Source organism: Enterococcus malodoratus ATCC 43197 (genome assembly GCF_000407185.1).
GTDB lineage: Bacteria > Bacillota > Bacilli > Lactobacillales > Enterococcaceae > Enterococcus_A > Enterococcus_A malodoratus.
Window position 1 is genome coordinate 969,284 of record NZ_KE136482.1, and the last position, 15,092, is coordinate 984,375.

The window sequence follows — 15,092 nt, forward strand, 5'->3', positions numbered from 1 at the left end:
GATTACTCCTTTTTTCGCTCTAAATAGGGCCACTTATTGCCCTTTTTGACGGATAACCATTCCTCGTCAATATTAGCGACCACTATCTTCAAGGTTTCCGCAAAGGCCGTAATTTCCTGTTCAGATAAATTTTGCAAAGCGATTTGATTGGAATAATCGTTTTCTAATCTGATGATCGGTACGAGTTCTGCTCCTTCCGCGGTAACAAATAAGCGGCGGATTTTTTTATTTTCCGAATCATCTTTTTTTTCGATAAATCCCTTTTCCTCCAGCTTTTTTATTGCTCGCGCTGCGGTGGTCCGATCGACTTTAATCATTTCTGCTAGTTTATCCGGAATGATCCCAGGATTTTCGGAAATACGGATCAGGTATAAATACTGTCCCTTTGACAGTTGAAAATCTTTAAATTCAATATTTGCGATGGAATCCAAGGCTCTGGCTATCTTTCCAATATCTCTAAGAACATCTGTCATCTCGCGGCTCCTATCTGGTATAAAAGTATCATAAATGAAATATGTTGCAAATGCAACAAAAAATCAACCGTTATTTCCGAGCTCAACCAACATTTGTAGCTTTTCTGAATCAATTAAGTAGCCGGCTTTGTTCTTTTTCAGATAGCCGTTTTCTCGGAGATATTTGAGCGTATGCATCAAATGACGGTAACTAGTTCCCAAATAGTCAGCAATCTGCGTATTGTTTTCACTATACTGGTCGTTTACGGCAACTTCCAATAACAAAGCTGCTAACCGGTACTTCAACTCAAAGGTTTGCGCGTTTGAGAAATGTTCCATCCGCAATAATAATTTTTTCCCGATATATTGTGCAATCAATGTCGGAAATTCGAGCCCCGTCATCAGCGTCTGCTCCACCACTTTCAGCGGAATCGCTAAACAGCGAACTGAGCCAATCGCGATGACATCTTTAGGTGCAGCCTCCGCCTTAACCAGGGTCAGCTCCCCGATAAAATCACCAGCTTCAAGAAATTGCAGAATAAGATTTTTTCCATTAGGTTCTTGCTGCACGATCCGAGCTTTTCCCTTCAAAATTATCAATAAGTACTCCAACTTTGCCGTTTGACTAACCATTTTTTCGTTACGCTCAAAATCAATAAAAAAACTTTGGCCTAAGCAACTCTCTGGTAAGAATGGGTATTGTACCTGATTCAGCAGATGTTTGTTTGCATCGCTGTATTTTTCTTTAATCATTATTTTCTCCTCGGTAGGCTATATCTCCTAGTTGGTTATTTTCACTTGCGTCATACTCATCCTATCAATTAGTTATCGGAGGAACAATCAGGATGAATCGAAAAAAAATAATGCTCTCTTTTTTTTATTATCTACTCAGTGCTTTTGGAATCAGCTTAACGTTGAAGGCTGCCATCGGCGTCAGCAGTTTCAACTCATTAAATGCGACGTTGGCCGAACTTAGTCAGGTGAAGATCGGCACGATCACCGCCGGATCGAACCTTTTATTTATGATCGGCTGCTGGCTTTTGGATTCGCAGCGTAAGCTAAAAAACTACCTGACGATGGGAATTGCTCTGCTCTTTTTTGGCTCAACGATCAATTTGTTTACTTATTTTATTTTTCCGCTTTTTACACTCCATTCTTATTTGATGAAATGCCTGCTCTTTATTCTTGGGACAATCATCGCGGGAATCGGCACTGGAAAGGTTTTAAATTATCAGATCTTAAAATTTCCAATCGAAACGTTTTGTCTGCTTTTAGCTGAACGAAACGATCGACATTTCAAGTTTTACCGCTATGGTGTCGACTTTTTTTGTATCTTGACGGCTTTACTTTTGACCTTTTCTTTTGACTTAACTTTGATGGTACGGGAAGGCACGCTGATCAGCTTTCTATTGCTGTCCCCTGTAATCGCCTGGTCTAAGGACTGAACTAAAAACCGCTTGTCACAGTATTACTTGTGACAAGCGGTTTTATTACGTATAAACTTTTTTGGTAAAGTATTTCAGCAAAAATGGTGAGGACAGGGTCGTAAATAGGATCACCAAAATCATCGCCGAGTAATATTTTCCAACCACTAAATGTGCCTGAAACCCTAGTTGAACGATAATCAAAGCCATCTCTCCGCGGGAAACCATCCCTGAGCCTACCATTAGACTGCTCTGTTTACCGAACCCAGAGAACCTGCTACCCATGAATCCGCCGACCAGTTTTGAGAAGATCGCGATTACCGTGAAAACGAGAATGAACAGCAATTGCTTCCCAAGATCATCGAAGGTCACTTCCAGACCAATGCTGATAAAGAAGACAGGGATGAATACAGCGTAGCCGATCGCCTCGATATTGTAGCGTACATCCTTCCAAACATTCGTCTGACCAATCGCGATTCCAGTAGAAAAGGCTCCGATCACCGAACTTAGCCCAATAAAATCAGCCAGGTAGGACATGCTCAAACACAGCGTCAGTGAGACAATAATGACTGAAGACTGGGCAAATATCTTTTTGCTCAAGCCCATCAAATAGGGTGCGCCCCAGCGAATCAGGAAGAAGACCGCTACGAAGAATAAGACTTGCGCGATCAGCATGAATCCCAAAGACCGGTCACTGCCGCTTTTCACACCTAATAGCGGCATACATAGGCTGACGATCAGGACGACCAAAATGTCATCCACGACTGCCGCGCCGAGGATCGTCGAACCCTCCTTGGTGTTGACTACTTTCAGTTCTTTTAGGACCTCCACCGAGATACTGACCGACGTTGCCGCTAGGATCAAACCAAAGAAAAAGGACTGATTCAGCGGAACATGAAAGAGATTGCCGCTTCCGGTTCCCAATAAGAGCGGAAAAAAAATCCCCAGTAAAGCAACATACACACCCGGTCGAAAGTATTTTCGCAACAGCGGCAGATTGCTTTCAATGCCTGCCAGAAACATCAGTAAAATGACCCCGATCTCAGAGAAATCCTTCACCAGAATATCCGGATGGACGATCCTCAGTCCGCCATTTCCCAGCAGGATTCCCACGAGCAGCTGCCCGATCACCGCTGGTATGCCCATTCTCCGTGAAAAATGACTTGCTACGGTAACACTCACTAAAATCAGACACAAAACACCAATAAATTCCATCTCTTCGCCCCCACCATTACAAACTGAAAAGCTAGTATTAATGCAATTGTATCCGTTTCCAAAAAGGGAGTCTATCTGAAAAATGAGAATAGCAAAATAGTCGGAGTACCATTACTGATACTCCGACTATTTTGCTTAATTATTTCACTAATGAGTCGCCATTTGAGGAAATGACTTCTTTGTACCAAGCAAAGCTTTTCTTTTTATAGCGCGCTAACGTACCTGTCCCGTCAGTGTTGCGGTCCACATAAATCATGCCGTACCTTTTTTTGATCTCCGCCGTGGTAAAGCTGACTAAATCGATACAGCCCCAAGAAGTGTAGCCCATCACCGGCACACCATCTTCAATCGCTTCCTCTACTTGGACCAAATGATCGTTCATGTAGTCGATCCGATAGTCGTCAATGACGGTTTTTTCGCCATTTTCCAAAGTCACGAGCTCGTCCACGGCTCCTAGGCCGTTTTCTACGATGAACACGGGTTTTTGATAACGATCATAAAGGATGTTCAAGTAATACCGCAAACCTTCGGGATCTATCTGCCACCCCCATTCACTAGCCTTCAAATAAGGATTGGGAATTCCGCCGATAATATTGCCCTCACCAGCTTCTTTGGTTGGATCGGCCGATTCGCAAATACTCATGTAATAACTAAAGGAAACAAAGTCGACCGTATGCTTCAAGTCCTCCAAATCCTGCGGCCGAATATCCAGTTCAATTTTATTTTCCTTAAACATTCGCTTCGAATAGCTCGGATAATAACCGCGGACCTGTACATCCGAAAAGAAAAAGTTCTCCCGCTCCGTTGCTAGCGATTGCAGCACATCCTCTGGTTTCGGAGTCAGCGGATAGACCGGCACACCTAAAATCATACAGCCGATTTGCGCCTCTGGAATCAACTCATGACACGCTTGAACCGCCCGACTGCTGGCAACTAATTCATGATGGATGGCTTGATAGATATCCTGTTGTGTCAGTTCTTCCTTTGGTGTGTTGATCCCGCCGCTAAGAAAAGGTACATGAGTGATCGAATTGATTTCGTTGAAGGTCAGCCAGTATTTGACTTTCCCTTTGTAGCGATCAAAAACGGTTCGAACATAATGCTCAAAGAAATCGATCATTTTACGATTGCGCCAACCGTCATAGGTCCGCGTCAAGTGCAGCGGCGTTTCATAATGAGACAGTGTGACTAACGGTTCGATACCATATTTTAAACACTCGTCAAAAACCGCATCGTAAAAGGCTAAGCCGGCTTCATTAGGCTCCTGTTCATCCCCTTTTGGAAAGATTCGGGCCCAAGCAATCGATAAGCGAAAAACCTTGAAGCCCATCTCTGCGAACAGCCGAATATCCTCTTTATAGCGATGGTAAAAATCAATGCCGACTAACTTCAAATTATCTTCCAGCGGCTCCTCAGTAGGTGCTTCATGCCAGCCTTTGCGCGTTACATCCTGCACCGTCAGCCCCTTTCCATCTTCTAAATAGGCACCCTCGCATTGATTTGCGGCGACTGCTCCGCCCCACAAAAAATCATTTGGAAATTTACTCATGTTTTCTCCTCCACTCAACCATTTACTTTAGATAACGTATAAAACCGCGTCCTCATAATCTGCTGTTTTCATCTCATCTTTTGGTACAACATCGATAAAGGTATCACTATTAGTGACTACGATTGGGATCACCGTATCATAACCAGCGGCTTTTACCCCAGCGAAATCAACGGTCAATAATGGCTGCCCTGCTTTAACTGTGTCGCCAACTGCGACAAGACTGTCGAAATATTTGCCATTCAATTCCACTGTATCAATCCCCACATGGACCAAAAGCTCCATTCCAGCTTCACTAGTCAGCCCAATCGCGTGTTTCGTTGGGAAAAGTGCCGACACGGTGCCGTCAAATGGCGCGACGATCGTGTTTTCTTCAGGGATGATCGCGATTCCCTGTCCCATCACCTTGCTAGAAAAAGCCGAATCATTCACTTTCTCCAATGGAATGACTTTTCCTTTTACAGGTGCCAACACTTTTTTCGGATCGCTGCTGCCGCTTTCGACAACCTCCAAAACAGCATCCGCTGTCGTAACCTCTTCTTCAATACCAAAGAACCACGTCAACGCAAAGGTGATCACGATCGAAGCCGCAGCTACGATACACGCATTAATAAAGTTTCCATCGATACTGCCGTTAATAAATTGTGGCAGCGCGACAAGTGAAGGTACCGCAAAGGCATAAGATTCCACCCCTGTGATCCCCATGAAGATCCCGCATAAACCACCAGAAATCATGGCCGCATACAATGGTTTTTTGTACTTCAATGTCACTCCGTATAATGCCGGCTCAGTAACACCTGCTAACAGAGCAGAAATCCCTGCCCCAAAAGCGATTTGCTTTAAATTTTTATCTTTAGCTTTCATAGAAACTGCCAGCGCTGCCGCACCTTGTGCAATATTCGCCGCCAGCATTGCCGGCAAGATCAAGACATCTGGTGTCGCTGCCGAAGCAATCAAGAAAATCGGTGCAAATGCCCAATGCATCCCTGTCATAACGATCAGCGGCATCAAAGCCGACATCAAACCAAGTGCCAACCAGCCAGCTTTCGCCTGAATCCAAATCACTGCTGCTGATAAGCCTTGACCCGCAAACGTGCCTAACGGACCAACAACAACCAGTGCGATGACACCTGACAACAATAGAACAGCTAAAGGCTGCAAGAGATTCTTCATAACTGCTGGGATGATCCGATTGAAAAACGCCTCAATGTATTTCATCAACCAAACCATGATCAAAATCGGAATAACCGATGACCCATAGCTGGCCAAAGTGATCGGCAAACCAAAGATACTGACTGGATCACCTGCTGCAACCATCGCTGCAAAGTTTGGATGCAGCATGATGCCGCCCACAGCGACCGCCAGCATCGGTGTTACGCCAAATTTTTGCGCGGCAGTAAAGGCCAGCATCACCGGCATAAAGTAAAATGGTGCATCTCCGAAAAACGACAGAACTGCATAGGTCGAAGAAGTCTCACTCAATACTCCGATCAAAGGCAGAATAATCAACAAAACTTTGACCATTCCGCCGCCAAGCAAGGCCGGAATCAACGGGGACATACAGCCTGATATCACGTCTATTAAGATTTCAAAGACATTTTTCTTCTCAGTCGACGCAACCGGTTCAGCACTAAAATTCCCTAATTTGGTAAATGCCCGATAGTAATTCGCTACGTCATTTCCCAAAATAATATGATATTGCCCCGCCTTTTTCATCACGCCCATCACACCAGGGATTGCTTTGACTTCTTCATCATTCACCTGATTCTGATTTTTTAGCGTCAAACGTAAGCGCGTAATACAGTGAGTCGCCGTTTGAATATTTTCGCTGCCGCCAACGGCAGTGTAAATTTCTTTTGCAGTTTGTTGATACTTCATTTTTTCTCCTCTTTTCTAAATGTAGTAACGGATCTGTTTACCTATCGCTGCGTGACAAACGCAGCTAGTTCATCTTGATTAATTCATTTTTCCAAGTTCGCGAAAAATGAGTTTGTTTTTCGTTGCGCGTACCATTCCACTAAGGTTATTGATCGATATTTTCATGCAAATCCATAATTTGTGAATTTACTAAATAAACTGCGAAGAGTGGAACTGGCAGCTATCTCTCAATTAAGGAATTCATTTTTCCAAGTTCGTGAAAAATGAGTTTGATTTTCGTTGCGCGTACCATTCCACTAAGGTTATTGATCGATATTTTCATGCAAATCCATAATTTGTGAATTTACTAAATAAACTGCGAAGAGTGGAACTGGCAAAAAAAGACCTAAAGCTGCCTTGTTCGACAAGCTCTAGGTCATGCTCCGGTGGGATAACAATCCTAGTTACAAATTTTTCGTGATACGACGAATATGTGCCGTTAAGTAAAGCAATTCGGTTGAGCTTAATTCATACTCAAAGTCCTTTTGCACATACTCTTTGATCTCCAATGCACTGGCGTATTCGCCTTCATATTTATGCTTCAATGTATTCAATAATTCCTCGTCTTCATCATCGTAATGATCCCCCGCCAGCAAACGCTGGGCAAAGAACTTCACGTGTGTGATGAAACGATAGTAATCCAGCGAATTTTCATCAAATTCCGTACGGTAATGGTTTTTAATGATTGTTTCAATTTTTTTAGTGATCTCAGCAATTTCATAAGCGAAATCCGATGATCGATCCATCTCGGCATTCACGAAATGAATCGCAATAAACGCCGCTTCATCGATCTCAAAGGTCACGCCTAGATCATTTCGCACAATCTCAATTGCTTTCTCTCCAACCGCGTATTCATCTGGATAGAAGCGGGCGATATCCCAACGCAATGGATTCTTCAAAATAATATCTTCCTGATACCGCTCAATCGCTGAATGGATATGGTCGGTCAAATTGACGTAAATGATTTCATTCAAATTCTTGCCCAGTTTGATTTTTCCAAAATTGATGATCTTCTCAGAGACCAAAATATACTCCATTGGTACATTGATCAACAGTTCTGTAAATTTACTTTGCGTCTCTTTATCCTTCAGCAAAAAAGTCTTTTCGATCTGTTCCATGTCGACCGGCTGTCCCTTTTTCTTTCCAAAAGCAACGCCTTTACCCATCAACAACACATCGACACCCTTGCTGTTAGAAGAAATGACTGTATTATTATTTAACACTCGTTTTATGATCATAAAATAATTCCCTCGCTAGCCACAAAAAAAGCCCATTTACATACACTACGATTGTGCGGTAAATAGGTCCTGCTCACATAAAGTGATAACATCCAACAATTTTCATTTTTTATCCTCGCATGCTTACCCGAAGTAATAACATCAAGAACTTATGGAAAGGTTATCATGCTCCTTGAGTTCTGTCAATATATTTTTTAATCCATTTCTCATAGAAAGCTGGTCCGCAATTTCAGCTGGCATCGTTTTAACTGCGATTTGCATCAGATTTCTCGTTACGCGGAGAAATCTGAAACGCCACTAATTTGAATAAAGCAAAAAAGAGGGTTATGCCCTCTTCGCCAGATTTTTTATTGAATATTGGACCTTCTTTTTAAATGCCGGCATCTGATACCCCTGCTCTTGTAATTCACTTTTCCTAATCATATAGTGATACACGCCGCAAGAAATAATGACCACATGCTCGCCAAAGGATGTAATGACTCCAGTTTTAACACACTCATCAACTGTTGTAGCCGTAATCGTATCACCAATGTTCAGTTTCTTTATCTCTGTATCGTTCATTCTATGCGCCTTCTCTGTATTTTTCCGTGAATCTGTCTAACTTCTACTTGAAAAAACAGAAATGAAGAGCTTATCGTCTCTCCATTCCTGCCCTTGGTCTATTCAAAAATATCGGCATCTAATTCTTGAATGACATCCGTCAATAACTGAATACCCGCCGCGCTATTGCCGAAGGAATCCAATGCTGGACTGAAAACACCCATGCCGTAACGATTAGGAACAGCTGCCAGCAAACCGCCGCCGACTCCGCTTTTTGCGGGGACACCTACATGTACTGAAAACTCGCCAGATTCATCATACAATCCTGCGATGGTCATGATCGATTTAACGATCGTGGCGCTTTTTTCTGAAACGATCCGTTGACCATTCCAAGGAGCAATTCCTTTATTGGCTAAAACGGCCGCTAATTTTGCTATACCGACTGCCGTGACATTCACGGAGCATTGTTTGAAGTACGTATCCAAAATCGCTGGAACATCTCCTTCGATCATTTGATTTCCTTTCATGTAATAGGCCAATGATCGGTTGATATCACCTGTTCGTGATTCTGATTGGTAGATTTCTTCGTTTAGTGTGATTGCGGGATCATCACAAATTTCCTTCATAAATGCCAATATACGATCGAATTTTTCTTCCGCGTTCTTTCCGTTAATTAACGAAGTCGTCGCAATTGCCCCAGCATTCACAAAAGGATTCATCGGATGTTTGCGATGATTGATTTCCATATTCATGATGGAGTTGAAGGCAAAACCAGTTGGTTCTGTGTTAATTTTTTGAAAGACATGATCTATTCCGTTATCCTTGATCGCAAGTAATAAAACAGGAACCTTGGACATGCTTTCGACCGCAAAACGAACATTCGCGTCGCCTGCTTCAATCAAGTGATTTTCCTGCAAATCATATATCGCCATGCCCAATTGTTTCGGATCGACCTTCGCTAATGCAGGAATATAATCGGCCACGTGGCCTGTTTGATAATAATCAAAATTTTTACTGATTAATTGTGTTAATTCTGTTTTATTCATTTGAAAAACCAACTTTCATCTTTTATTTTTCCCCATGCTGAAATTTGTGCCGACAAGCGTAAATCGCAAATGGGACAACTAAAACAACTAAATAGGACACGACTAGAATTGCTTCATAAACACCATGCTGCCCCGCTGCGATGCTTGCAGGCGGAACGAAAGAAATGCAAAAAGCAAAGAGTGATGTCAAAAGCCCTAAACAAGCGATGATTATTTTAACTATTTTTCCGCCTGGCACTTGATACGCTCTTTCAAGCTGCGTATCTGAAAAGACCAGCTTTAAATACCCCGCGAAAAACAAGAAATACAGCATCAAATAAATCACGACCGTCAAAGACATCGCCGCAAGGAAGGATAAGTTGTTTCCGCCGCCGCTCAAAGTAAAGACCGTTGCCCAGATCGTAGCCACGATCCCATTAGCGATCATTAAGTGTGCAGGAACACCATGGGTATTTTCCTTAGCAAAGTATGCTGGAAGCAGCCCTTCCTCCGCTGCGATATGAAGTGCTTTTGATGGTGAAGTGACCCAAGATGAGATTTCTCCGATGACACCCAAACAAACTAATATCGCTAATACCTTTGCGATCCAAGCAATATGTGGATCGATATTTCGTAATAAGAATTCCAAGGATTGAATCACACCTGTATTCAACGACAATCCATGTTGAGGAACCGTCGTTGCCACAGTCAATCCGCCGAACGTGTCTAAAATGATTGCCAAGATTACGAGCACAAACATTGCCAACGGGTAATTTTTCTTCGGATTTTCCATTTCATTGGCATGACTAGCGGAGGTTTCTACCCCCATGTAGGCCAAAATAAATGACACAAACACGACCAATGTCGGCAATTTAGAAAAATCAGGAATCAACGTCTTCATGGATAAGGTCGTTTGCAAAGGAGCACCCGAAGCAACGTAGTGAATCCCTAGGCCGAATAAAACTAAGGCAGGGATCAAAATCCCAGCGACGAATCCAATCCGAGCAATCAAAGAGGTGTATTTTGTCCCTTTTAATTGCGACAATAAAATCGCCCAAAAAATGATCAGTAAAATAGCTAATTTTAAAAACTTATTATTTTGAATGGCACTGATTCCAGTTGCGTAAGACAACGCGCCAGTCAAAAAGTACAACATGGTCAAATAACCGACCGTGATCTCAAACCATTGGAAAAAGATCGCCGCAAAGCCGAAACGTTTGCCTAGCGTACGACTCACCCACGTGTAGACGCCGCCTTTTTCCCAGCCTTTCACTGTTGCCATTTCCGCCGCGCATAATGCTACCGGAATGAACCATAATAACCCGCCTAATAATAGAAAAAATACTAAACTAAAACCAGATGTCGCAAATGTTGGATACTCGTATAATGAAACCACCATCGAGATCGTCATGGCTAAAAAGCCAAAGAACGTCAATTTCTTCGCAGGAATTTTCGTTTTGCTCTGTTGCATGAATCTTCCTCTTTTCTATTTATTTTTTTGTGAAAAAGGTATAATCGAGGCCTTTTTCCTGTTCCTCTTTTGTCGTCGTTATTTGGGTAAAATGCATGATCCCTTTTAAAATCAAAGTGGTCAGTACATAAGCATAGATCGCTACGATTATCACGCCCAGAATTTGAACACCTAATAAAAACCAGCTCTTCGATTCTGTCAATAAATGGCTGTTGGCAGCAAAGATTCCAATCAGAATGGTCCCCGTAAAGCCGCCCATTCCATGGACGCCCCAGACATCCAGCGCATCGTCCCATTGCTTTTTCTTCCGATAGTCAACCGCCGCATGGCAAACAATCCCTGCGATGATTCCAATCACTATCGCGAACTTAGGCTCAACATAGCCCGCGCAAGGTGTAATCGTCGCCAATCCGGCAACTGAACCGGTCAGCACATCTACAAAATCAAAGCCCTTGCCCTTAACTTTGGCAACGATCAACCAAGTGATCATCGCAAACGCAAGTGCCGTGAAGGTCGAACCAAATGCATTGACTGCTTGATAATCCGCCCGCAGCGCACCGCCAGAATTAAACCCGAACCAGCCGAACCACAGCAGACCTGTTCCGATAGCCGCCGCCATTAAATTGCTATGCTTCTCTCTTTCAGCTAACGGAATCGTCCTTTGTCCAAGAGTCAGAATGCAGGCCAACGAACCAAAGCCCGCCGTTGTATGAATTACTGCGCCGCCCGCAAAATCTCTGAATCCCAGCTGCTCCAAGAAACCGCCGCCCCAGATCCAATGACAAACGGGGAAGTAGATCAGTAGATTCCACAGAATCACAAGCAGCACGTAGCCCTTTAAGTTTAATCTGCCCGCAAAAGCCCCAGTCATCAAAGGAACCGTAATCACCACAAACATCAATTGATATAAAAAGAACATTAAAAATGGGATCGTCGCTCCATGAAACAGATTGGGAAAACTTGTCACATGTCTCATTAAAAAGAAATCGGCCGGATTGCCAATGATGCCTCCAATGTCATGCCCGAAGGCTAAACCAAAACCGCCGAATATCCACATGATCGTTGTGATCCCAACAGACAAGAAAGATTGCCCCATGATGGTCAAAATATTGTTTTTCCGAGCAAGCCCGCCATAAAAGAAGGCCAATCCCGGAGTCATTAAACAAACCATTGCCGTGCATAAGATCATAAATGCCGTATCACCTGTATCAATAGGTAAATGGGTCATTTCTTATCACCTCTTTTCTACATAAACGAGTATAGAAAAAAGTTCTGTTGAATATTTGTTGATTTTTTTATTTTTCGGCGCCAAAAAAATAAATAATAGAGAAGTTATTTATTTTGATTTACTCATTCCCTATCATCCGATGGTTTTATGATTAAATCAAAAAAAGACCGACAGTTTCCTGTCAGTCTCCATTCATTTATAAACAAATCAATTCTTCAACTGTCACTTCAGATAAATCTCGGATCACTCGATCGGCACCGATTAATTGTTCCGAGGTCCCTAGGCCGATCGCATACATTCCGCAGCCTTTGATGCCATCGATGCCGGCTTGTGCATCTTCAAAGCCGATCGCTTCATTCGGCTTAAGCTTCATTAATTGGGCGGCTTTGATGAAAATTTCCGGATCTGGTTTGCCTTTAGTCAAGTCTGCTGGATCGACAATTCCTGCGAAATACTCTCGAATGCCTAATTTATCAAGGATAAAAGGCGCGCTCTTTGACGCTGAGGCCACGGTGCAAGGAATATTGTATTGCTGGGCACTTGCCAAAAACTCTCTGACTCCCGGCAACGCGTCTTCAGGTGATAGCTCGTCTAATAATTCAACATACTGCTGATTCTTCTTTTCCGCCATCGCAGCCGTTTCCTGTTTTGAAAAAAACGCCGCTTTGTTCCCGTATTCCAAGATCCGCTCCAATGATTCTTGGCGGCTGATGCCCTTCAACTGTTCATTGAACGCTTCATCAATCTGAATACCGATCTCATCAGCTAACCTTTTCCAAGCAATATAATGATACTTCGCGGTATCGGCAAGGACGCCATCTAAGTCAAAAACAAATCCCTTCATAACTAGTTCTCTTCCCCTTGCTTTTCGATTCGATACTCTTTGTGGCTAGCATAAATACGATATTTTTGGTTTTTGAAATAGGTATAAAACTCAATTTCTTCGATCTCTTTCGGCAGATGTGGATCAATCGTCAATTGATTATCGACCACTTGAAGATTGCAGAAACCATAAACGATCGTCATAAAGGTTCCGCCCATCGATGCCGTATGAATGCCGTCTTTGGTATTTTTATGGCTATTGTCCAAGTCAGTTCGCGCGTTTTTAGTAAAGTATTCGTAGCCTTTTTCGACCTGCCCTAAACGACTATAGACCGTTGAAAAGGTCGAGTAGGATAGCGAAGAATCATGCGTCGTCACCTCATCATAATAATTGATACTTTTTTCGATCGTAGCTTTCGCGAAAGAATCGGGAAACAGCATTAACGCCAAAACGGCATCCGCCTGTTTAGAAATTTGATAACGATAAATCGTCAACGGATGGTAATTCAATAATAACGGATACTTGGTTTCTTCCTTCGAATACGGCCACGGTCCCTTATTCAAGAAATCGCGGTCTTGCGCAATGATTCCCCGTTCTTGGTCAAATGGAAGTGCCATCGCGGACGCAAACTTGGCCAAATCCTGCAGCTCTTCCTCTTGCAGCTGAAGTTTTTCCGTTAAGGCGGTCCACGTTTCTGAACGAGTGCTTTTGAGCTCTTGTGCTAAGCGATTGATCCATTCAAATTGATAAGCCACTAGTTGATTGGTGTAGTAGTTGTCAGTCACGAGAACGGTATACTCATCCGGTCCAGTGATTTTGTCGATATGGAAGATCCCATTTTTCATGTAGCCGATCTCACTGAATACGCGCGCGGTCTCTAACAATACCTCAAATCCGCATTCCGCTATAAAATCGAGATCACCCGTATAGCGATAATATTGAATAAACGCATAAGCAATATCCGCATTGATGTGATGCTGCGCCGAACCGCCTTCAAAAAATGGCGAGGACTCTGTCCCAGAAATCGTGCGCCACGGATAAAGTGCGCCGGTTTGATAGCCGAAAAGCTGGCGGTTTTCCCGCGCCTTGCCCAAAATACTGTAGCGATACATCAACAGCTGCTTCGCCAAATTCGGATTCAAATGCAAGAAAACGGGGAAAACGTACATCTCGGCATCCCAAAAATAGTGCCCCTCATATCCGCTGCCACTCAATCCCTTAGCGGCGATACTGGTCGTCCCGTTGGTTCCAAGCGATTGCAGCAACGCAAACGTACTATAATTGACACTTTCTTCCAGCATTTCCGTGCTTTTGATTTTCACTTGGGCACTTTGCCAAAATTCAGTTAAATAATCAGTTTGCTGCTGAACCAATTCCGCAAAACTACTTTCGATCCCAGCATGTCCTTGTTGCTGAAACGCGTAGCTTAAGTTTTTCTGATAGCTCGTTCCTTCTAATTTGGTGTGGATCACGATTCGTTCTTCTTCAATCGTTTGGCTCACTGTTTGGTTGTCGATCGACCAAGCCAACTCCGCTTCCAAATGTGAAGCCTTTGTACCAAATCTGCAGCGTTGATTCGCCAGATCAATCGCCTGAATCGTAATCTTTTGCAGATCGTGACTCATTCGCGGATCATTTTTATCGATCGTACGTACCGGATAAAAATTCAGGTGAGTCGTTAACTCAATCGTTTCGTCATGATTCAAGCGTTCGAAATCAATTTTCATAGAAAAAAGATTTTTGGAGTGGAATGAGGCCAAGCGTGAAATCGTAATTTTTGTTTGGCATCCCTGCGGAGAAGTCCAGACTAAACGACGCACCGTAATCCCTTTTTCCATATCCAAATAGCGCTCACTGTCGCTGATTTCTCCCGCGGTGATCGAAAACTGTTCACCGCCAATCGTGATCAAGGTGGTTTGCCCATCGATCACGCTGATCATCGTCTCGCCTGTTGGAGTGAAGCCATACATTTTTTCAGGGTAGTGAATGTCTTTAGTTTCGTAAAAACCATTGATGTAGGTTTCTCGATTAGTAGAAAAATGATCGTAATAGGCTTCTTCTAAATTTCCCCGCAACCCGATAAAGCCATTTCCGTTAAAGAACAGGCTCTCGGCTTTTTCCAGTGTTTCGGTTTCGTAATCATTTAAATGGATTTTCATCAGATACTCCTTTAAAAAAGTAGAATAGAAGACTCCGCTTCTATCCTACTTTGA

At 43.1% G+C, this 15,092-nt stretch carries 13 protein-coding genes; 1 reads left to right on the plus strand and 12 read right to left on the minus strand.

The features are described from left to right. Positions 1-2: 2 nt before the first annotated feature. Both I585_RS14490 and I585_RS14495 read right to left on the minus strand, forming a co-directional pair. A complete protein-coding gene (locus I585_RS14490; RefSeq protein WP_010741408.1) occupies positions 3-473 on the minus strand; it encodes a MarR family winged helix-turn-helix transcriptional regulator in 471 nt (156 codons plus the stop codon). Between the two features lie 63 nt (positions 474-536). Then, on the minus strand, positions 537-1,205 hold the full coding sequence (locus I585_RS14495) for a cyclic nucleotide-binding domain-containing protein (protein WP_010741409.1): 669 nt from the start codon (positions 1,203-1,205) through the stop codon (positions 537-539). 92 nt (positions 1,206-1,297) lie between these two features. Here I585_RS14495 and I585_RS14500 point away from each other — a divergent pair, with 92 nt between their 5' ends. Further along, positions 1,298-1,897 (plus strand): YczE/YyaS/YitT family protein, encoded by a 600-nt coding sequence (locus I585_RS14500; RefSeq protein ID WP_010741410.1) that lies wholly within the window; start codon positions 1,298-1,300, stop codon positions 1,895-1,897. A 45-nt stretch (positions 1,898-1,942) separates the two neighbouring features. Here the strand turns inward: I585_RS14500 and I585_RS14505 are convergent, their stop codons facing one another. From I585_RS14505 to I585_RS14550, 10 genes are all read right to left on the minus strand, one after another. Continuing rightward, positions 1,943-3,091: a cation:proton antiporter gene (locus I585_RS14505; protein WP_010741411.1), complete on the minus strand. Its 1,149-nt coding sequence runs from the start codon at positions 3,089-3,091 to the stop codon at positions 1,943-1,945. 139 nt (positions 3,092-3,230) lie between these two features. After that, entirely contained in the window at positions 3,231-4,640 is a 1,410-nt protein-coding gene (locus I585_RS14510) for a glycoside hydrolase family 1 protein (RefSeq protein ID WP_010741412.1), read from the minus strand. 27 nt (positions 4,641-4,667) lie between these two features. Beyond that, on the minus strand, positions 4,668-6,515 hold the full coding sequence (locus tag I585_RS14515; RefSeq protein WP_010741413.1) for a beta-glucoside-specific PTS transporter subunit IIABC: 1,848 nt from the start codon (positions 6,513-6,515) through the stop codon (positions 4,668-4,670). A 443-nt stretch (positions 6,516-6,958) separates the two neighbouring features. Beyond that, positions 6,959-7,792: a BglG family transcription antiterminator LicT gene (gene licT / locus I585_RS14520; protein ID WP_010741414.1), complete on the minus strand. Its 834-nt coding sequence runs from the start codon at positions 7,790-7,792 to the stop codon at positions 6,959-6,961. Positions 7,793-8,116: 324 nt separating this feature from the next. Further along, positions 8,117-8,353 carry a hypothetical protein gene (locus I585_RS14525; protein ID WP_010741415.1) on the minus strand — a complete coding sequence of 79 codons (237 nt, stop codon included), beginning with the start codon at positions 8,351-8,353 and terminating at the stop codon, positions 8,117-8,119. Positions 8,354-8,451: 98 nt separating this feature from the next. After that, positions 8,452-9,378 carry a glutaminase A gene (gene glsA / locus I585_RS14530; RefSeq protein ID WP_010741416.1) on the minus strand — a complete coding sequence of 309 codons (927 nt, stop codon included), beginning with the start codon at positions 9,376-9,378 and terminating at the stop codon, positions 8,452-8,454. Positions 9,379-9,400: 22 nt separating this feature from the next. Beyond that, positions 9,401-10,828, minus strand: a complete 1,428-nt coding sequence (locus I585_RS14535; protein ID WP_010741417.1) for an amino acid permease — start codon at positions 10,826-10,828, stop codon at positions 9,401-9,403. A 19-nt stretch (positions 10,829-10,847) separates the two neighbouring features. Next, entirely contained in the window at positions 10,848-12,056 is a 1,209-nt protein-coding gene (locus I585_RS14540) for an ammonium transporter (protein ID WP_010741418.1), read from the minus strand. Positions 12,057-12,252: 196 nt separating this feature from the next. Beyond that, positions 12,253-12,900: a beta-phosphoglucomutase gene (gene pgmB / locus I585_RS14545; protein ID WP_010741419.1), complete on the minus strand. Its 648-nt coding sequence runs from the start codon at positions 12,898-12,900 to the stop codon at positions 12,253-12,255. A 2-nt stretch (positions 12,901-12,902) separates the two neighbouring features. Then, positions 12,903-15,038 (minus strand): glycoside hydrolase family 65 protein, encoded by a 2,136-nt coding sequence (locus I585_RS14550; RefSeq protein WP_010741420.1) that lies wholly within the window; start codon positions 15,036-15,038, stop codon positions 12,903-12,905. Positions 15,039-15,092: the final 54 nt, after the last annotated feature.